This is a genomic window from Streptacidiphilus sp. BW17, assembly GCF_041262485.1.
Lineage (GTDB): Bacteria > Actinomycetota > Actinomycetes > Streptomycetales > Streptomycetaceae > Streptacidiphilus.
The window spans coordinates 58,311-76,565 of the sequence record NZ_JBGCCR010000012.1 but is presented as its reverse complement, the minus strand read 5'-3'; the positions used below and the strand labels follow the sequence as shown (position 1 = coordinate 76,565).

21 protein-coding genes are annotated in these 18,255 nt (G+C 68.4%); 11 read left to right on the top strand and 10 right to left on the bottom strand.

The genetic code is table 11. The features are described 5' to 3' along the window. Positions 1–196: 196 nt before the first annotated feature. Positions 197–463 carry a hypothetical protein gene (locus ABH940_RS17155; RefSeq protein WP_370105595.1) on the bottom strand — a complete coding sequence of 89 codons (267 nt, stop codon included), beginning with the start codon at positions 461–463 and terminating at the stop codon, positions 197–199. A gap of 440 nt (positions 464–903) precedes the next feature. On the opposite strand from ABH940_RS17155, the gene ABH940_RS17150 reads away from it, so the two are divergent. The 8 genes from ABH940_RS17150 (at position 904) to ABH940_RS17115 (ending at position 8,388) form a co-directional block, all read left to right on the top strand. Further along, positions 904–1,017 (top strand): DUF317 domain-containing protein, encoded by a 114-nt coding sequence (locus ABH940_RS17150; RefSeq protein WP_370105594.1) that lies wholly within the window; start codon positions 904–906, stop codon positions 1,015–1,017. Between the two features lie 32 nt (positions 1,018–1,049). After that, positions 1,050–1,262, top strand: coding sequence for a hypothetical protein (locus ABH940_RS17145; protein WP_370105593.1), 213 nt, complete (start codon positions 1,050–1,052; stop codon positions 1,260–1,262). 94 nt (positions 1,263–1,356) lie between these two features. After that, positions 1,357–1,674 (top strand): esterase, encoded by a 318-nt coding sequence (locus ABH940_RS17140; protein ID WP_370105592.1) that lies wholly within the window; start codon positions 1,357–1,359, stop codon positions 1,672–1,674. A 202-nt stretch (positions 1,675–1,876) separates the two neighbouring features. Then, positions 1,877–2,995 carry a hypothetical protein gene (locus ABH940_RS17135; RefSeq protein ID WP_370105591.1) on the top strand — a complete coding sequence of 373 codons (1,119 nt, stop codon included), beginning with the start codon at positions 1,877–1,879 and terminating at the stop codon, positions 2,993–2,995. Positions 2,996–3,951: 956 nt separating this feature from the next. Continuing rightward, the gene (locus ABH940_RS17130; RefSeq protein ID WP_370105590.1) at positions 3,952–4,503 is read left to right on the top strand and encodes a hypothetical protein; all 552 of its coding nucleotides are present in this window, start codon (positions 3,952–3,954) and stop codon (positions 4,501–4,503) included. Between the two features lie 70 nt (positions 4,504–4,573). Next, entirely contained in the window at positions 4,574–5,227 is a 654-nt protein-coding gene (locus tag ABH940_RS17125; RefSeq protein WP_370105589.1) for a hypothetical protein, read from the top strand. 550 nt (positions 5,228–5,777) lie between these two features. Further along, complete coding sequence (locus tag ABH940_RS17120) at positions 5,778–7,430, top strand: hypothetical protein (RefSeq protein WP_370105588.1); 1,653 nt, start codon at positions 5,778–5,780, stop codon at positions 7,428–7,430. 649 nt (positions 7,431–8,079) lie between these two features. Next, positions 8,080–8,388 carry a thioredoxin family protein gene (locus ABH940_RS17115; RefSeq protein WP_370105587.1) on the top strand — a complete coding sequence of 103 codons (309 nt, stop codon included), beginning with the start codon at positions 8,080–8,082 and terminating at the stop codon, positions 8,386–8,388. A 228-nt stretch (positions 8,389–8,616) separates the two neighbouring features. Here ABH940_RS17115 and ABH940_RS17110 read toward each other — a convergent pair whose 3' ends face one another. From ABH940_RS17110 to ABH940_RS17070, 9 genes are all read right to left on the bottom strand, one after another. After that, a complete protein-coding gene (locus tag ABH940_RS17110; protein WP_370105586.1) occupies positions 8,617–9,048 on the bottom strand; it encodes a hypothetical protein in 432 nt (143 codons plus the stop codon). A gap of 79 nt (positions 9,049–9,127) precedes the next feature. After that, positions 9,128–10,873, bottom strand: coding sequence for a mobilization protein (locus ABH940_RS17105; RefSeq protein WP_370105585.1), 1,746 nt, complete (start codon positions 10,871–10,873; stop codon positions 9,128–9,130). After that, positions 10,870–11,292, bottom strand: a complete 423-nt coding sequence (locus ABH940_RS17100) for a MobC family plasmid mobilization relaxosome protein (protein WP_370105584.1) — start codon at positions 11,290–11,292, stop codon at positions 10,870–10,872. The genes ABH940_RS17105 and ABH940_RS17100 overlap by 4 nt, the downstream gene beginning before the upstream one ends. A 179-nt stretch (positions 11,293–11,471) precedes the next feature. Beyond that, a complete protein-coding gene (locus ABH940_RS17095) occupies positions 11,472–11,696 on the bottom strand; it encodes a hypothetical protein (protein ID WP_370105583.1) in 225 nt (74 codons plus the stop codon). 99 nt (positions 11,697–11,795) lie between these two features. Beyond that, positions 11,796–12,869, bottom strand: a complete 1,074-nt coding sequence (locus ABH940_RS17090; protein WP_370105582.1) for a DUF2637 domain-containing protein — start codon at positions 12,867–12,869, stop codon at positions 11,796–11,798. Then, a complete protein-coding gene (locus ABH940_RS17085; RefSeq protein WP_370105581.1) occupies positions 12,866–13,411 on the bottom strand; it encodes a WhiB family transcriptional regulator in 546 nt (181 codons plus the stop codon). The genes ABH940_RS17090 and ABH940_RS17085 overlap by 4 nt, the downstream gene beginning before the upstream one ends. Before the next feature lie 119 nt (positions 13,412–13,530). Continuing rightward, on the bottom strand, positions 13,531–14,238 hold the full coding sequence (locus tag ABH940_RS17080) for an ATP-binding protein (protein WP_370105580.1): 708 nt from the start codon (positions 14,236–14,238) through the stop codon (positions 13,531–13,533). After that, positions 14,238–15,257 (bottom strand): hypothetical protein, encoded by a 1,020-nt coding sequence (locus tag ABH940_RS17075; RefSeq protein WP_370105579.1) that lies wholly within the window; start codon positions 15,255–15,257, stop codon positions 14,238–14,240. The genes ABH940_RS17080 and ABH940_RS17075 overlap by 1 nt, the downstream gene beginning before the upstream one ends. Position 15,258: 1 nt before the next feature. Beyond that, positions 15,259–15,585, bottom strand: a complete 327-nt coding sequence (locus ABH940_RS17070) for a transcriptional regulator (RefSeq protein WP_370105578.1) — start codon at positions 15,583–15,585, stop codon at positions 15,259–15,261. 502 nt (positions 15,586–16,087) lie between these two features. On the opposite strand from ABH940_RS17070, the gene ABH940_RS17065 reads away from it, so the two are divergent. The 3 genes from ABH940_RS17065 to ABH940_RS17055 all read left to right on the top strand — a co-directional run bounded on the left by ABH940_RS17065 (position 16,088) and on the right by ABH940_RS17055 (position 18,241). Then, positions 16,088–16,540 carry a helix-turn-helix domain-containing protein gene (locus ABH940_RS17065; protein WP_370105577.1) on the top strand — a complete coding sequence of 151 codons (453 nt, stop codon included), beginning with the start codon at positions 16,088–16,090 and terminating at the stop codon, positions 16,538–16,540. A 214-nt stretch (positions 16,541–16,754) separates the two neighbouring features. Then, positions 16,755–17,126 (top strand): hypothetical protein, encoded by a 372-nt coding sequence (locus tag ABH940_RS17060; RefSeq protein ID WP_370105576.1) that lies wholly within the window; start codon positions 16,755–16,757, stop codon positions 17,124–17,126. Between the two features lie 8 nt (positions 17,127–17,134). Next, a complete protein-coding gene (locus ABH940_RS17055) occupies positions 17,135–18,241 on the top strand; it encodes an MAB_1171c family putative transporter (protein ID WP_370105575.1) in 1,107 nt (368 codons plus the stop codon). Positions 18,242–18,255 lie beyond the last annotated feature (14 nt).

Here is an 18,255-nt window from a genome sequence, read left to right as displayed (position 1 = left end):
CTCAAGGCAGTCAGCCACCTGATCGATGCCCACGAAGCCACGGCTACCGGGGACCTGGCACCGGCGCGCCGCCGGGTCCAAGCCGCTGTCGCCCGCTCCGGGAACGCACTGCTCAGCGTGGGCCTGGCAGCCGATCAGACTGCCCGTCAGCCTCCGTCGGCCCGCCTCGGGCCGGGTTGGGGCCGCGCGCCGCTGATCAGCCGGGGTCCTCACCGTGGTGGGCATCCCGGACGCGGGAGCCCACCTTGCGGGCCAACTCGTCGAGCGTCAGTTCGACTTGACGCCCATCCTCGACCCGCCGCTCCACCAGCGTGTCCTCATCGCGTCCTCCACCGGCCCTTGCGCCGACAGCCCACTGGCCGTCGGCGACCATCGCGATGTCTCCCACCGTCCACCGGCGCCCCGCCGCACGGACCTTGCGTTCCAACCCTGCTCCGCCCCAGTGTCTGCTCGCTCCCGCCACATTCCGCGCCGCCTTCAGCCTCGTGCGGCGCTTCGCCGCAACCTCAGTACGCCCCCCCGGCTGCCGGTCCATTCCCCCGGCACGGCTGCTAGTTCGCTGATGGCAGACGCCCCCTGCTGGGAAACGACTACGTGATGCTGCGGACCGCATGTCAACGTACGGATGCCGGGAATAACCGCTGGTCAACGAAGGGAACGTATAACCGTGAACGCCTCCGCCGCCCTCCTGCCGAGCGTCGTCCGCCCCACCGTGGAGGAGCGCTCCTGGCTCACCACGGACCACTGCGCGGGCCCGGTGCTCGACCTCCTTAACGCCTGCGGCTGGCCGACCGTTCAGACCCCGGAGGCCAACATTCACGTCACCAGCCCCGATGGCCACGTTTACGTCGGCTGGCTCCCAGAGAGGACCCCGACGCCTGGCGGCGCGGCATCCTCTGGACGGTGCGGGTCCTAACCACCAACGGTGAGCCGTGGGCCCAGGAGTTCGGCCGCGACACCCCGTCCGAAGCCGTCTCCGGGTTCCTCGCCGCCCTCATCGCCCACCCCGTCCGCTGACCACTCCCCCAGCACTCTTACCGGAGGCTCCCATGCCGCACTACCTGACCGTCGGCCACCTGCTGCGCCAGCTCCAGGACCTCGACCCCGAACTGCCGGTCCGTCTCGCCATCAACCCCGACTTCCCCTTCACCCACTTCGTGGGTGCACAGATCGTCGTCCGGGACGGGCGGGCATTCATTGCCGACGACGGTCAAGAGGACTACCTCCCCACGGCCGTCAGCAACGCCCTCGCCTGGGCCTGACCCACCCACCCCGGAGGCCCACATCCCAACACAGTCCCCTCATCGCCGCACCCTCCCGCTGCAGCCCCTCGCTGTCCGCCCCATGCCCAGCGGCATGCGCGGCGCACTCGTCCAACGCGTCACCGCCGCGCCCGACGGGCCGCTCGACATCGCCTGGCTCGCCACCGACACTCCGCGCCTCACACTCGGCCGAATCAGCCTTCACTGGGAACCAGCGTCCCGCTCAGGCTGGGACGTGACAGCCCGTCTCGGCCTGGCAACCACCGAGATACATCTCGCATCCTGGCCCGCAGCCCCCGACGACTGGCCCCGCCTGGTCCGCCCCACCATCCACGAAGTGCGCGGCCTGTGCGCCGCGCTCGTGATCGCCACAGCCGCCCTCAACCTCTCGAACCACCTCGCCCAAGCCTGACCGATACCGCACGAGGCCGCCCCTGCCGATAGGCAGGGGCGGCCTTTCCCTGTGCCGGGGGCAGCGCGCGATGTCGACGGGCTTCGCCCTCTCTGGCTCCTACGCCACGGCTTACGGAGTGGGCGCTCATGCTGTCCTGGAAACCGATTGGCTGGCCGCTGCCGAGCTGCGATGATGCCTCCGTTTCCCACACGGAGGACATTTGTTCGTTTTCGTTTGTGCGGCGTGCAGCGCTGAGCTGACCACTCCGCTGTCCCAGGTCGCCCTGCCGGTCCACGCTCATCAGAAGTACGGAAACGGGATCCAGCTCCCAGTGCTCATGGAGTCAGGCACCTTCGCCGTGGACTCGGAGCCCTGGGGGCCGCCGTGGCGGACGTGGGAGGAGGTCCATCCGGACGAGGCAGCCGCCCGCGGTGTCTACGCGCCGGTCTACGCCCTGTCCGACGGCGCGCCGGGCGCGATCGTCATCGCGCCCGGCGACGCCCGCGGAACCGTGCTGATCCCGGAGAATCGCGGAGGCGGCTACTGCTGCGGCCTTGACGGGGCCGACGGCCCCAATGTGGCCTGTGTGGCGTGTGCCCTGCCCGTGGCGAGCCGGATCGACGACTGCTCGCTCTGGCAGGCGATGTGGCTCGCCCCGAACGCCGTGCGCCGCCTTCCCGCCGACGGCGCCGACGCGGCACCGCTTTCCTGGGCGGAGCTGATGGCGGAAGGGAAGGGCACGCCCCCGTTCGAGCCGATCGCCACGTGGGGGTCGCGGATGAGGGCGGGCCACTGGTCGAACCACCAGTGGTCGTGGAGCCCGCAGTGGGAGGCAGCAGCCGGCCGGGCGCTCGCCCACCTGCTCGTGGCCTCGGAGGGCCGGCCGGTGATTGTCCCGGACGGGTTGGTCGGGGAGGTGTTCCAACATGCGCTCGACGCCCTGCTGCCCGCGGGTCCGCCGGCGCGGCGCGCGGTCCTGGCCGGACCGGGGCGGCCAGCTCCCGGCGGGGACACCGACATCCTCCTCGTGCCGTCCCATCCGCAGACGGGGGAGGTCTGGGCCCCAGTCGGCACGGCGGCGTACCCAGTGCCGTTGCCGTTCGGGGTGTGGCTGTGGCTGGTCTTCCCCGAGCCGGACCTGCCCGTCCCCGCGTCGGGCGGCCTACCCAACGGCATCCGCGACGACTTCGACCCACCCGCGCCGCGCCCCCATCACCTGTTCCGGGCCGACCCGGGAACATTCCGGCACACCCTTGTTCGGCTGCCGGCCGTCCGCAGCCCGTGGCTACGCGAGATCGTCGATGGCCTCACACAGCACAGTCGCGCCGGCTTCTTCTAGCCCGCCGCCCGCTCACTGGTTGGCCCGGCCCTGCCGAGTCGAGCCGCGGCCGAGAGCGCGGTCCGGGGAGGGGCTGGCGCACAGGTCGGGGGCTCTTCGTCACTCAGCGTGTCCCTTCCACGGAAGTTGAGCCAGAACCACTCACATACATTGATCAAGGAGCCGAGCCTGCAGTAACTCCCGAACGCAGGGCGGAACAACATGCATAAGCACTGACACAGCCACACCGTCGGCGATCAGCCTGTCGCCCGGCTGATGACCCAGCACATGCATAGGAACGCTGGCCGACCGCCGCTCGCTTCACCTTGCTTCAACCGCGGGCAGCAGTCCCGTGGGATGACAACGTCTCAGCCTGCGGTGGCATCCCGGGTGACGCACCGTAGCCACGGCTTCGTCCAGTCCAGTTCGGTGCCTGGGCTATTGCAACTGCTGCGGTGCCGCTCGCTATACCGGCGGAGAGCACTTATTCCTGACGCGCCGTATTCTCCGCCAGCGCGGGTGGAGCCAGCTTCGGCGCCGGGTTTCGGCTGCCTCCGCCTAGCTCGGAGGCTGTCAGTCTCGGGGACCGCTTCGCCCTGATGGGGATATTTGAATCTCCCCGGAGGTGATCTGCTTGTGGGACAAACCTGCTTGGGTTGGTTCCCCACCCCTCGGGTCGTGTCGTCCGACGTGTCGGTTTGATGGTCGCGGTGAGCTACGGCAGATGACGAGGCGGACCAGACCCGCGGTCAACGCGGAGCCGTCGATGCATGAAATCAGATGATCTTGCCATCGCGGCGCGAGAGACTGGTGCGGTGACTTCGGAACTTGCCTCTGCGCAGGAGATCCACGCCTACCTCGTCGAAGGGCTCAATATGTCCCTCCGCAGGACCGGCGTAATGGGTGGAGAGATCCACATCAGGAGGCTCCTAGACCTACTTCTGTTCGCTGAGCGCCGCCAAGATGCCTGAGGCGAGGTGATCGGCGAAGAACTGGAAAAGCGTGACGCGTGGACCAACTGCGGAGCCCTGGGCGCATTCAGGCAGTTCCTCCCCACCGATCAAGGCCATGCTGTCACTTCTCTGTACGCCGAGATCGCGCGGAGGCAGGGGTGGGTTCGATTTGACCGGGTCCTGGATGGTGACGAGTACCGTTCGATGCTCGCCACGATCGACTCGTGGGCCAGCTGCGACCGCGTCTGGGAGGAGGTGACGTCGGCCTTCGGTTCACCCTCCATAGTGTTTGGCGGGAGCAGCTCGCTCTACCCCAAGACGCTCGGCTACGCGACGAGGGAGCCGTTTGATCCCATGGTGTTCTTCCACCTGTGGAACGGTTCGGAGCCGGAAGCTGAGTCCTGTGGCCGCCGGCGTACGAACAGCCGCTGCTCCTGGCGGTCCGCCGCGGTGACGCGCCGCTGCCCATCGCCCTCACGTTCACTCCGGAAGGACTACGGCGCCGACCCGCTCACCCCACGCGTTGATACGCACTCAGGACATCTCGTCTCTCTCGCAGAAACGCTTGATCTCTGAGGTGGTTCGCCGAACTGTCAGTCGAAAGCCCACGTTGCTATCACCGACCACATGTCTGGAGGGGACACCTATGGGCACGTTCCGACGCACCACCCTCTTCTACGGCGTCGACCATGAGCGGGTGTACGCCGCGCTGGAGGAGTTCTGGCAGCAGGAAGGGCACAGCTTGGAGGGGCTCCGCGACGACGACGTACGTCGGCGCTGGTACGGCGACTACTACACCCTTCACGAGCAGTGCGACGGCTGGACGGTGTTGGAGTGGACGAAGGGCTGGGAGTGGGACCTGCGTCGGCGCGCCCAGCTGTACGTCTCGCGGGTACACGACTGCCCCGGGCTGCTGGTCTTCATCTACGACGACGACTTCTGGGGCTGTGAGCTGTTCAACCAGGGCACGGTGATCGACCAGTTCCAGCAGCAGACCGACAACATCGGCTCGTTCTTCGGTGACCTTCCGTGCCAGGGTCGCCCGGACCTCCTGCTCGCTCAGTTCCCGGCCCTGGACCTGGACATCGAGCACGCTCGCGCCTATCTGACCCACTACAGCATCGACGACCCCGCATATGAAGACATCGACTACGAGGACGAGCACGACCCCCGCAACCAGCCCGTCCGCGCGGGCGACGGGTGCGGCCGCCTGGACGGAGGCGTCTACTGGGCGTTCCAGAACTTCCTCGGCGTTGGCCGGGGGCCCGCCTGGCGCAAGTTCACCACGGAACCCGTGTAGCGTCCGGTCGCTCTCCGAACGATCTGGGGAGGAAGATCCACGCTGGTCGATTTCAAGAATCGCCATCAGCCCTTCACGGGGTCGAGGACCATACCGCGGCGAGGAGCGGGATGAGTGCCTGCAACGCCCTACCGGAGCGACTTGTCCAAAAAGCGCCGGGTATGCGCCTGTCGATGGCTGCGTTGACGTGTCAGCCTGTTGAAAGGCCCGCGCATCACGTTGGCGGCCGGCAGGTTTCGATGGGAGCAGGGGCATGTCGATGACTGGGAGAGGCGGGCCGAACTGTGGCATGCAGGGGACGAAATGCGGCATGGGGGCCGCACGTTCCCTCTTCAGAGCGGAGGCTCTGTACGCGTGGTGCCAGACCCGCGTCCCTTCCCTGGAGGGTGACCCTGCTCCCGATGTGATCGCGGATCTGCAGGGAGACTACGTCTTGCCGGGTCAGCATGTACGCAGCGACAGTCTCGCGTTGGCGATGTTGGAAGTCGCGAGGTGGGATGGGCCTTTGTCAGGGTGCGTCGCCGCCCATGACCTGGAAGTAACTCCGGCGGTGGCAGAGTCCTTCGCAGAGTGTTTCCAGCAGTTGCAAGCGGAAGAGAAGATGGGGGTGCTGGTCGGACGGTTCGCGTCGATCTATGAGGCGGCCCATGCGAACACGAGCGGCTGTGCCGAGGGCCGGGACGTCATGGCGGCCTGCTCCGCATTGACGGCGGTCGTCCATGGAAAGATCAACCGAGCGGCCTGTGTGCGGACCCGAGACACCGCCGCGGCGCAGTCGGTGCCTGAGAGGTACTGGTCCAGTGGCGAGGACACGGACCTGGATACGGCGACAGCCGGGTGGCGCAGGGGGGTGCACGACCACCTGCTGGTGTGGGAGAGGCTCCTGCTGGGCCGCGAGAACAAGTACCGGCAGGGGCGCGGGCTGCCGATCCTGGTCTACTACGCCGGCTGCCACTTCGCGTGTTCCGATGTGCTTCCGCCGCCCGCGGAACTCATCCTGAGTCAGACACCGGCGCTGGACTACGGGATCTGGTCAAACGCCATGATGTCGGCCGCCGAGGACGACTACGGCAGCGAGATCGTGGCGGACGTGATGACCACGGCCGCCGCGCTGCCCCGGGACGACCGGGGTGTGCAGATGCTCGCGAAGTGGCTGAACATGGCCGCGTATCAAGACTGCATGCTCGCCTCGCGATCGAGGCTCGGAACCAGGGTGAAGAACGCACCGCTGCTACTGGGGACCGGCACCGACCACACCGGCATCATGCTCATGCGGGGTCTTGACGCCATGGGGTGGGCGTTCGGCAGCGAGGAAGGCCGACTGTGGCTCGATCCGGAAGAGATCGAGTACCAGGTGCTCAACTACTACCCCCACGATGTCCTGGACGTGTGGCGGGACTACATGGACGGGGAGACGCACAACGCCTGGCGGATGCATTACGGCGGCGGCGACGTCGCGGAGATGTACGCGGAATCCCTGGCCGTCGCACACGTGAATCTGTCCAGCTGCGAGATGAGTCACCGAGCCGCGCGGCGCGGGGACCCCCGTGCCGGAGTCGGCCTGGCCACCGGGCTGTTCACGGTGGTGAACTGCCAGCTGAGGCATCTGTTCAAGAACATGCTGGCGATGGCGGCCCTGACCACGCCGGAGGAGAGGCGGGAGTGGACGGGGGCCTTCGTGGCAGGCGCCCAAACGCCGCACCCAACGACCTACTCCGAGCATCTGGGAGGTCCCGTCTATGCCTGGACCGCCACTGGCAGGCCCCGATGGCCCGCCGGGCTGTTCGAGGTGATCGAAGCCGCGCTCGGTGAAGACCAGCAGCGCACCTGGTGGCCGGTCCACGTGGACTCGAGGGCGTGCCATGTGCTCCAGGACCTACTGGTGGGCAATCTTGCCCGGTTGATGATGTCGGCCGGCGAGGGAGAGCTACGGGATGCCGCCCGCACTATGGATGCCGAGGTCGACGCTGCGGTCGGCGCGCTCGGCGAAGAACTGGAGGGGATTGAGGGCGAGCACGCGCGGCTGGGGGTGATGAAGAACGCGCTTCTGTGCATCGGTGCATGGAGCCTGGGAGTCCCCGTGCTGATGAATCTGGCCACGTTGGGCCTGCTGGCACGCGAGAGGAGTGAGGTGTATTCCACCGCGGCGGCCGTCTGTGAAGCAATCCGACTGGTGGACACTGGCCTGGGACCAGGCCAGTAGCGGGCGTCTGGCCGTCCGCGCGGCAGCCGGTACTCGGGACGAACACACCTGCACTCTGATCGTCCAGGGTCTCAGGGGACCGTAAATCCGTTTCTGGTAGCGGCCCCGTCCGGGTTGGTGGAGCGCCGCGCTACGGGGTCCACGGATACGCCTGGGACGGCACCCGCTGAGGCTGGGTCGACCTGACCGCCTACCGCACCACCTTCAACCCCGCACCCACCAGCCCCATGCGCTAGAAGATCCACGGACCGAGAAGGGCCAACCACTGCCCGACCGACACCCCGCCCGGCACGTGTTGCATCCAGCGAAACTTCGTTGCATCGGCTACGGACAGCGCCCCAGAGACTCCTCGATCAGGCGACTCGCCGAACCACCCTGATGCAAACATGCTGCTCACGGGCATGCTCGCAACGGCGCCGACGTTGCATCGGACGCGATGCCGTTCTAAAGGTGAAGTGCAGTTATTCCTGACGCGTCGTATTCTCCGCCAGCACGGGTAGGGCCGACTTCGGCACCCGGTCGGCGGAAGTAGCGGTTTGGGTTGGTGTGGGCGGGGAGAGGATCGGAGCCAGTAGTCCAGCTCCGTTGTGGCCATGCGCTGATTCGGCCGCGGTCCGCAGACGGAATCTCCGAGCGAAGGGCTCACCACATGGATGTCACGGACGCAAGTTTCGAGGTCGATGTCCTGAAGGCTGAGGGGCTGGTGCTGCTGTTGTTCTGGGCAGAGTGGAGTGGGGCATCGAAGCTGCTCGCGCGCGATTTGGACGATATCGCCGTGACATACCGAGGCAGGCTCAAGGTCGCCCGGCTCAACATCGACGACAACATCGTGACACCGGCCAAGTACGCCGTTCACGCCGTCCCGGCTCTCTTCGTCTTCAGGAATGGGAATGTGGAGATCCGGTCCTCGGCTCGCTCCAAGTCCCAACTGGTGGACCTCGTCGAGGCCAGACTCTGAGCGCTAGAAGGGAAGACGCCAACACCAGGGGTCTCCTGTTGCTGGTCAGACTTTGCCGCGACGGGGCAGGGAACTGTGGGGGCCTGCGACCTGCGTCTCTTCGGGCGAAGGGCCACTGCGGTTGGGATCGACGAGACCGCGCTTGGTGAGCGCACGTCAGCGGCTTCGGCCAGGGCACAGATTGGAGACCCGTACCCCGACCGAGCTGCATCAATGCAATTCACGGCATTATCTCCAGCAGGTGCCGGCGAGGAGTCCGTCGAAGCCGAGCGCGGCGAGTCCTTGTTCGACGCTTGGGTAGGTCGTCCCGTCCGGGACGGTGATCAGGGCGTCGAAGTCGGCGCGGCTGAGCTCTGGTTCGAGCCACTGGTTGCTGCACCGGCAGACGATCCAGACGTTGCGGCCGTGGTTGATGAGCAGCCAGTCGCGTCGGGCGCGGCAGGCGGAGCATGTGACGGGGATGCCGCGCAGGGAGAGTTCGCTCGGGTGGGTGAGGCAGCGCGTTGCTCCGGGGCCGCTGGGTGGGTGGGTCTCGTGCTCGAGGTGCAGCAGGGGATCGCTTCCGGCCGCGTGGTCGGGCAGCACGGGGTTCGGCGTGGCGGGGCGGTCGGTGGTTGTGAGCACGAGCGTCGTCTCCCGGTAGGGGCCTTCGGTTTCCATCCGTAACAGGAGGTGGGGGTGGGTGTCCAGAGGTTTCTGGCGGTCCGGCAGGCCGGTGATAGGCCTACCGGACCGCTGGTCAGCGGCGTCGTGTGCGGCCGTCCGGGGCGGTGGCGGCGGTGCGTGGTGTGGCCGAGGGCTCGGTTCGGGCGCGGGTAGTCGCGGCCTTGCCGCCTCCGGTGCTGGCCTGATGACGGCGAGGAGCTTCGCCTGGATGGGCCGGGAGCCGGGCGAGGCGGCGCAGTCGCCAGACCAGGACATCGGTGACGTCGGCGGCGGTGTCGAGTTCGCGCGAGTCGATGGCCTGCTGTAGCAGGGCCTGGGGATCGTGGCCCGCCTGCTCAGCCTCAGCGAGTGTGGCGGCCAGGGCGTCGGTCCGGGGCGCGCTGTCTGCGCTGGTCAGGATCTTTAGCAGGGCAGCGCGGATGGTGGCCTCCTGGCTGCGGCGTTCGCCTGCGGGGAGGGCGCGGCCGTGGGCGTGCAGGGTCTGCATCGGGGTGGCCGCGGCTTGTCGGTAAGCGGCTCGCAGGTGCCCGGCGGTCTGCCGTGAGGCGTGGGCTTGCTGGGCGTGGCCGCGTGCGGAGTGCCAGCGGGCGGCTGCGAGGGCGACCAGGACCAGGGTGGACAGGAGCATGGCGGTGGTTCCGCCGTCCTCGCCTCGGCCCAGCGCAGTGCCGGCCTGGATGATGCCCTGGGCTGCCGAGCGGATCGCGCGGGTGTCGGCGCGCTCGGCGCGGACGTGGCTGCGGGTGGCGCGCTCGAATGCGCGGGCGGCAGCGCTCAGTTCGGCGCGGGTGGCGGCCGGGGAGGTCTGGGCGACCGCGTCCAACAGTTCACCGATCCCGACGAGTTGAGCGGCGCCTTCGTCGTCGTCCCGGTCAAGTAGGGTGGCCGTGTGCTCGGCGATGGCGGTGGAGGTGCGCCGTTCCCGGGCAGGCCGGGACCAGTCCGCCCGGCCGGGGGCGGCCGACTGGCTCGTGGCGTCGTCCGGGCTGTCGGACAGGCGAAGGCGGATCTTCGGCAGGGACAGGTCGGGGGCGAGCTTGGAGCCCGAGAACCAGATGGGCTGGCCGTCGCGGTTGCGGTCGCCGGGCAGTGCGACGTTGTAGCCGATGGCGTCGCCGGAGGGGGCGTTGCGGATCCTGACGCGTAGGCCCGCCTCGCGCAGCCGGGTGAAGAACTCCTTCTCGGTGGCGGATCCGGCGAGGGCGCGGCGTACTGCTTCGCGGAGTGTCTCGCGTGGGGGTTCGGGGCGGCCGGTTCGCTTGGCTTTGAAGCGTTCTTGGCTGGTGGGGTTCTTGGCCGCGGTGCCGTCTCCGGCGTTGAGGCGGCGCAGGTCGTAGTCGGCTTCGATGGCGCGGGCCTCGGCCTGGGCTTTGCGCTTGTCGAATTTGAGGTCGGCGAGGCGGCCGTCCTGGCGGACGAGGGTGGCGGCGATGTGGATGTGGTCGTCGGCGTGGCGGACGGCGACCCAGCGGCAGGCGGTGGTGTCGCCTTCAGGGGCGATTCCGGTGGCCTGGACGATGCGGCGGGCGATGTCGGCCCAGGCGACGTCGTCGAGGTGGCGGTCGCCGGGGTCGGCGCGCACCGAGCAGTGCCAGATGGTGGTGGCGGGTGCCCGGTCGCCGATGGCCTTGACGGGTTGGTCGAGCTGGCCTGCGAGTTGGGCGATGGTCTGGTTGGGGTTGCGTCCGGGGTCAGGGGCGTAGTTGTTCCAGGATGCGACGAGGTGCTGGTCGGTGTGCTCGTCGTGGTTGCCTGGGCCGAAGAGGTAGCGGATCAGACCATAGGTGCCGCCGGTTCCGGTGCGGATCTTTGGGATCACCGGCGGACCAGCCAGGCGACGGCGGCGTCGACGCTGCCAAGGGCGGCATCGACGCGATGCAGGAGCTGTCGCAGGTCAGCGCCCGCGTGACCGCCCGCGTTGAGGTGGTGCGCGACTTGGTTGAGGTTGTTGCCGACAGCGGCAAGCTGACGGTTGGACTCCATCAGCTCTTGCACGCCGCGCCGATAGTCAGCGACGGCAGCGGTGGGGTTGGCGCTGGTGGCAGCGGCAAGGGTGGCAGCGGCGGCGAACCCGCCCGGGGCGAGGTCAGCGGCATCCGCCGCCTCTTGCACGACGGTCCACTCGGCCTCGCTGAAGCGCAGGCTCGTGCAGGTGCGGCGCTGCGAGCTATGGCGCGGGCGGCGACGGCGCGAGACGACGCGGGCTGAGCCGCTCGGCTTCTCCCCCTGCGTCGGCACCCCTGGGCCGGCCTCCCGTTCGACGCCGGGCACCCCTGGGCCGGACGTCGAACGGGAGACTCCCGCCCCCTGCGGGGCGGGGCCGGGGTAAGCATCGCTTACCCCACAACTTGCTCCGGCAGGAGCCGTGGTGGGGTCACGGTGCAGGCCGGTCGTGGTGGCTGACGGGTCGTTGACGGTCATCGGTGCGCGTCCGGGTTGTGCTGGCGGATTTCGCGGACGAGGTCCTCGATCCAGTCCATGGCCAGGACCGGGTGGTGCAGGGTCCACGGGCGGCTGTGCCGGGTCCGTTGCACGGTCCAGGTTGTGTCGGGTCCGGATTGGGCGCGGTGGAGGTGGCCGCCCTGGTGAAGGACGGTCAGCCAGGAGTCGACCTCGGTCGCGGTGGCGGGGTGGGTGCGCATGGGAGCTGTTCTCCGGTTTGCTGCGGGGGTCTGTGAGGGGGTTTTCTGCGGGTGACCGGCCAAGGTGTTGGGCTCGGTCACCCGCTTCGTGATGTCCGGTCAGTTCCGGGCGTAGGTGGCCGACTTCCCGTGCTGCTGGCGGAGCTGGACCATCAGGGCGGTCAGCGTGTCGCTGGACAGTGGGATCTGCTGTCCCCGGATCGCCTGGGCGACGACTTTGCGGGTCAGCTTGTCCTCGGCCATCACCGCTGACCGGGCGATCTCCAGCAGTTCCTCGGTGTCCGGGTCAGCCCGCCGGTCACCGACGGTCCGAGTGACCTGGTCGGTAACCGGGTGCGGAGTGACCTGCTGGTCAGTGACCGGCGTCGGGCTGTCCTGCTGACCGGGGACCGGGGCGGTCCCGGCGGGGCGGGCGGTGACCGGGAGCGGAGTGTCCGGCTGTCCGGGCAGGTCAGTGGCCTCGTGCGGGGCCTCGCGGCGCCCAATCGTCGAGCCACTGCTGTCCGTCGGGGCGCTGTCCCTGGTCACTTTCCGTGGGCTCGGCGTCTGCTTGTCCAGGGACAGGCGCGGCCTCTCACTTAGGTCAGTGACCGGGTGGCCGGCACTGACCTGACCGGCCTCGGGCTGCTGACTGCGTCGGTCAGTCCGGCTGACCGCGATGACCTCGGCTCGGTCGGCCTGACCGAGGTGACCGACCTGTTCCCGGTCGTCACCGTCACTTCGGTCACTCACCTTCATTGGGCCCCGGGCGATGAGGATGTAGAGGTGAACCGCTCCGGCCAGTGCGAGCGGGGCGATGGTGGAAAGCACCGCGACCACCAAGTTGCCGAGCCGCAGCCCGGTGGCCGGTGCTGCTTCCTCGTTGAGCCTGACCGCGTGGAGAGCGTTGGCCCAGATGCTGGCGGCGGTGGCGGTGCCGAAGAGCGTCCAGACGTAGAGCCGGGCTCGCAGCGGCGCGTTCCGGAGGACCAGCAGGGCGCGGATGCCGTAGGCGATGAAGCCGTCGATCACGAGCGGGAAGAGGTAGGTCAGGAAGCCGCGGACGTGGATGGCGACGGCCATCTGCTGGAGGGCGTCGTAGGACAGGGCGCATCCGGCGCCGCCGAGGGTGATGACGACGACGCGGTCCCAGTTGGTGATGTGCGGCGCCTTGGGCGCGCTGGCGGCGATCACGCTGCCGTCCCGAAGTCGTCGCGGCCCAGGGGCTGCGTGGTCTTCCTGGTCTGCTCCAGATCTCGGTTGCGCAGGGCCCGACGGGTCTGGCGGTACAGCTTCTGGGCGTGTTCCTCGGTGATCTTCAACAGCCGGGCCAGGCGCTGCTCGGACAGGCCGTGCTGGTAAGCGGCGTAGACGACCGCGCGGCGCTCGGCCTTGGTGAGGTGGATGTCGCGCCCGGCGACGGTGGCATTCACGCGGCTGTAGTCGAGGCGGTGGTGAAGGTTCTCGTGGAGCGGCTGGCGCTCCTCCTCGGTCATGCCGCCCCGGATGCCGTGGGTGTCGCCGCTTTCGAGGGCGGCGTCCAGGCAGGTGCGGCGGGCCGGGCACTGGCCGCAGAGCGACTTCGCGGTGGCGATCTTGTCGGTCTCGTCGGGCTCCGGGAAGAAGACTTCGGGGTCGACCGAGTTGTACTCGGTGCTCTGGCAGACGGCCTGGTCCTGCCAGGTGTGGTCGCCGAGCGACCGGTGGTGGGCAGGGCTGATCGTCGTGGCGGTCATGCGGGTGGCTCCGATCGCCCTCCGCGCGCAAGCGGCGTCGGCGGAGGGGTGCGCTGGGTCAGAGGTGCATCGGGCGGCGCGCTTCGGGCGCAGCCCGGCGAGTGCGGCCTGAAGGCGGGTCAGGCGGCGGGGCGCAGGCGTCTGCGGTCGACCGGTTCGAACTCGACCCGGGTGGTCATCTGGGCGAGTCTGCTGGTGACGCGGTCGCCGAGGTAGGCGCGGAGGTCCTTGATCGCCAGGTTGGTGGTGACCAGGGTCGGGAGCATGTGGTTGTACCGGCGGTTGATCAGCCGGTAGGTCATTTCCTCGACCCACTCCGACGACTTGGCCGCGCCGAGGTCGTCGATGATCAGCAGCGGCACCCGGCTGACGGCCGCCAGCTCCCGCTCGCTGTCCGCCCCGGCCCGAGGGCGCAGGTCCGCGTACAGGTCGGCGGCGGTGGTCGCGCGCCAGCGCACGCCGACCCCGCTCTGCACCAGGGTGCGGACCGCGCCGTAGGCCTGGTGAGTCTTGCCCGCGCCGACCACGCCCGCCATCAGCAGGCTCGGCCCGGTGGTGACTTGCCGTCGGGCCCCGAGGCTGGGGGCGACGGCCGTCTCGGCGACCTGGCGGGCCCAGGCCAAGACCTGGGGGTGGTCGGCGACCGCGCCCTGGTAGCGCGGGGGCATCCCGGCGGACAGGGCAGCCAGCGGACAGAAGGGCTCGGGCTCGTCGGCCTGCGAGGCGATGGCGGCCGGGTCGATGTTGCGGCTGGCCAGGATCCGGGCCAGCCGGTCCAGGGTGCCTTCGCCGCCGAGGGTCTGCGGTTCGCGGCTATGGGTGCGCATCACAGCTCCTCGGCGTAGGCGGCGGCAGCGTCGATTGGGTTGGTCCACGCCTGGTGAGCGGGCACTTTAGGCCGGATTCCCGGCCGCGCCAAACCGGCGGAGCGTGCGTTCATGGCCTCGTTGACCATGCTGGTCAGCACGCTCGGATGCTTCGGGTTGGCGGCGATGTTCGCCAGCCCGGCCCGGATGTGCTCCGGCGCGATCCCCTCGCCGAGCAGCTTCTTCGTGATCCGCCCGAGATGGCCGATCACGTCGCTGGGCGGGCGCACGTCGCAGGCGGCGATGTACTCGCCGACGAGCTGGCTGGCCGAGACGGACTCTGCGGGCGCGGTGCGCCCCGTAGGGAAGGAAGATCCAGGATCCAAGATCCTAGATCCAGGCGCCGAGCCCTCCCCGAGGCTTCCGGGAAGGTTCCGGGAGCCTTCCTGGAATGTGCTCTGACCTGGGATTTTCATGCCTGCCGAGCCAGAGGTGTCGGCCATGCCATCGAACGTCGCCTGTCGGGCGGCCGGAGGCCCGCCCGCCTTGCCGGAAGGCGTCACATCGGATCGCGCGGGCAGATCGAGGGCTCGGGGAGCATTCGGCGAAGCCTCGGCGAGCCCTCGGGGTGGGGTGGGCGACTGCTCGGTCTGCCGGGTGCAGATGCCCTTGCACGCCCCGCATCGGTCGGCGGTGTGGTGCTGCGGGCACGAGGACAGCCGGGACTGGCTCGGCTTGTCGATCTTCTGGTGCTCGGACCAGGTCACTACGTGGAGGTAGCGGCGTCCGTCGCAGCCGGTGTAACGGCAGATCAGACCTGCGTTCGCTAGCTGGTGCAGGTCATCCTCGACATGGACCGATGTGTGCTCCGCACGAAGCGGCCAGAGCAGCCCCGCGATGATCGCGGCATTGTCACGGTGGCGCCCGTGGTCGTCGGCCTGGCACAGCAGTCCGAAGAAGGTCCGCTCGGCCTCGACGCTCACCTCGGCGAGCGACTCGGAGACGAACGCCTCCGGCTTGATCGTCCGGATCCGCGCCATCTCAGCGCCCCCTACCGGCGGCGATCAGGTCACTGCGGGTGAGGGTCGCGTCAGCGAGGTCGAAGGTGTGCGGCCGGTTCCAGTCCGCCTCCGGCCATACCCGAAGGATCCAGCGGGCCACGACCCTGGCAGTCGTGCGACCCAGCTCCATCGTCTGCCCGGCCTCATCCTTGACGACGGCGTGCGGATGGGGCCAGGCCTGCGCCGGGCCGTCCAGGCTGACGCGGATGGTGACCGCACCCGGGATCACGTCCGCGAGCCGGGCCGCGAGACGCCGCTGGCGGTCGGCATCCGGGCAGCCCGAGGTTCCGCTCGGCATGGCGTGCATGCGATACTCCGTTGTTCGTAGGAGCGCGGTGCGGCGTTCTCGTGCAAAAGGCACGCCGCCCGCGAGATGTGAATCGGTACCCCTCGGGGTGCTGGCCCGGCGCCCAGGAGTTGGTAGCTCCAGGGCGCCGGTCTCGTTTTCACCCCGGCGGGACGATCACGGCGGCCTGTGAGTCATCCGCCCCTCCCCCCTTCGCCGAGTCGCGCTCCCGCCCTTGCGGGAGCAGCAACATATGAGGACTGCTGGCAAGAGTCCAGCCCGTTCTCAATTGCCCTCACCAGCGGTTTTCAGTTCGAGGCGCTGGATCCGCGCCTACGCGAGGCACCCCGAACAAGTCGAACCGCATCCACTGGGGTGAACGTCTCCAACGCCAGATGATTCACACGTCAGTGGAAACCTGCGGGGCAGCGTAGCACTCTCTTCACTGTGGTGAACGGTGCCCATTGCAGTCTTTCCACTCATGTAGAGTGGCCCGCGTCCATCGACCAGAAGGGAGGGACGCTTGAGCGAGCAGACGGCCCGCAGCCTTGCAGGCAAGATCAACCATCTGTTCGACACCATCAGGCGCCGCGACGGGCATGAGTACAGCAACACTCACGTAGCCGCAGCCATCGCAGAGGCAGGCGTCACCACCATCTCTCAGAGCTACATCTGGCAGCTGCGCAAGGGCGAAAAGACCAACCCGACGATCAACCACCTGCAGGCGTTGGCCGACTTCTTCGGCGTTCCGGTCGCATACTTCTTCGACGACGAGGTGGCGAGCAGAGTCGAGCGCGATGCGGCGGCTCTGGAGGAACAGGCCCGAGCGAACGAGGCCATGGGGGGCAGCGAGGCCAAACTGATGGCGATGCGCGCCGGCGAGCTGTCGCCACAACGACGCAAGCAGGTGATGGATCTCCTGGACGTGGTCTACCAGCTGGAGCAGGCAGAACGACGTAGCACCACGAACGATTGACCAATACCGAAGTTGACTCTTAACGGGCAGGAAGGGGAGGTCGTGCCGTTGATGTACAGGAGAGATTTCCTTGAAGGAGCGAGAGCTTCGACGCCGCTGTAAGCGGGAACTGAGAGCCTTGGACATACGGCCTCCGCTGCGTGTGGACCAGTTGTGCCAGCAGTTCGGCGAGCGCAGAGGACGCCCCATACGTTTGGTGGCCCATCCCCTCCCGATGCCCGGTCCGTTCGGGGTGTGGATCGCGACGGATTCCGCCGACTACATCCTGTACCAGGAGCAGACCAGCAAGGCCCATCAGGACCACATCATCCTGCACGAGGTCGGCCACATCATGGCTGACCATCACGGTGTCGACACCGATGACGAGTTCTTGCAAACCACCATGCCCGGTCTCTCGCCGGGCATGGTCACCCGCGCACTGCGACGTACCTCTTACGACGAGGCCCACGAGCGTCAAGCAGAGCTCGTCGCGACGATCATCCTGGAATGGGCATCCGTTCTGGACCGGGTGACTCCGCGTCCAGCGAGCGATCCGTCAGTCCACCGCGTTCAGACGGCTCTCGGCGACCACCGGGGGTGGCTGTGACGGCCGCAATGTACCTCACCGCCGCACTCTTCCTCCTGGGCGTGCTCTGGAAGGTCTACCAGCTCGCCCAAGCCCCCCAGGACCGCGCCCTGCGCGCCGTGACCGCCTGCCTCGCATGCACGGCGGTCTCGTTCTCCACGGGCCTGCCGGCTGAGAACCACGCCCTCAACTCGATGGCGGTCGGCGCATCCAGCCTGGTCTCGAATGTGCCGCTCATGGCCGCCGTCTACTTCCTGCTCTCCTTCTACCTGTACTCCGCGACTGATCGCCAACGGGCAAGTCGCCGCGCCCGCTTGGAAGCAATACCGCTCACCGTGACGTTGATCGTCATCACTGTGGCGACCATCGCCACTCCGGTGGGCGTTCGCGGTCGTCCCTACGGGTCCGCGGATCTGCACGTGCCCCAGGTCGCGGTCTTCTTCATCGTGGCGCAGCTGTACCTGGTCTACGCACTTGCGACGACTGCCTCGTGGACCGGCCGGGGCGCCCGGCTGGCACAAAGGCCCGCGACAATCGGCCTGTGGTTGACCGCCGGGTCGTTGACCGGCATGGCCGCCGCCAACGCCCTTCGCACCGCGATGGACCTGATCAGCTGGAACGGTGCTGCCGTCCCCGCAGTGCTGAATCAAAGCGCCGCAATGCTGTACGCGCTCGCGGTACCCGCCTTCGTCGTCGGCCTGAGCTATCCCGCCGTCATGATGCGCGTGGCCGGCCTGCGCATCTGGCTCCAGCACCGCCGGACCTACCAGCAGCTCGGTCCCCTGTGGGAGTTGCTGCACGAGGCGTTCCCACAGGACGCCTTGCATCGCGCACCCACTGCCGGCACGCTGCGCGAAGTTCTGTGCATACGTGGTGTCCACCGCCGCTACTACCGGCGGGTCATCGAATGCCGTGACGGCCTGGTGAGGGTCAGCCCCTATCTCGCCCAGCAGGGTGTCCAAGACGGAGCCACGCCCCAGGCCCTCGCCAACCGCCTCCCGCCAGCGCTGCGAGCACAGGCGACAGGCGAACCAGCGTCATGTCAGGCGCTCGCGGTCGCGCTCCCCCGCGAGGACAGCATCGACGCTGATGCACAACAGCTTGTGGCCCTGTCCGACGCCCTCGGAACTTGTTGAGAAGGAGTCAGTTC

Excerpts from the sequence above, each read along its gene's own strand:
- ABH940_RS17115 (WP_370105587.1), top strand. The coding sequence starts at position 8,080 with ATGGATGTCACGGACGCAAGTTTCGAGGTCGATGTCCTGAAGGCTGAG.
- ABH940_RS17140 (WP_370105592.1), top strand. The coding sequence starts at position 1,357 with ATGCGCGGCGCACTCGTCCAACGCGTCACCGCCGCGCCCGACGGGCCG.
- ABH940_RS17125 (WP_370105589.1), top strand. The coding sequence starts at position 4,574 with ATGGGCACGTTCCGACGCACCACCCTCTTCTACGGCGTCGACCATGAG.
- ABH940_RS17110 (WP_370105586.1), bottom strand. The coding sequence starts at position 9,048 with ATGGAAACCGAAGGCCCCTACCGGGAGACGACGCTCGTGCTCACAACC.
- ABH940_RS17145 (WP_370105593.1), top strand. The coding sequence starts at position 1,050 with ATGCCGCACTACCTGACCGTCGGCCACCTGCTGCGCCAGCTCCAGGAC.
- ABH940_RS17055 (WP_370105575.1), top strand. The coding sequence starts at position 17,135 with ATGTACCTCACCGCCGCACTCTTCCTCCTGGGCGTGCTCTGGAAGGTC.
- ABH940_RS17080 (WP_370105580.1), bottom strand. The coding sequence starts at position 14,238 with ATGCGCACCCATAGCCGCGAACCGCAGACCCTCGGCGGCGAAGGCACC.
- ABH940_RS17075 (WP_370105579.1), bottom strand. The coding sequence starts at position 15,257 with ATGGCGCGGATCCGGACGATCAAGCCGGAGGCGTTCGTCTCCGAGTCG.
- ABH940_RS17060 (WP_370105576.1), top strand. The coding sequence starts at position 16,755 with ATGCCCGGTCCGTTCGGGGTGTGGATCGCGACGGATTCCGCCGACTAC.
- ABH940_RS17095 (WP_370105583.1), bottom strand. The coding sequence starts at position 11,696 with ATGCGCACCCACCCCGCCACCGCGACCGAGGTCGACTCCTGGCTGACC.
- ABH940_RS17070 (WP_370105578.1), bottom strand. The coding sequence starts at position 15,585 with ATGCACGCCATGCCGAGCGGAACCTCGGGCTGCCCGGATGCCGACCGC.
- ABH940_RS17085 (WP_370105581.1), bottom strand. The coding sequence starts at position 13,411 with ATGACCGCCACGACGATCAGCCCTGCCCACCACCGGTCGCTCGGCGAC.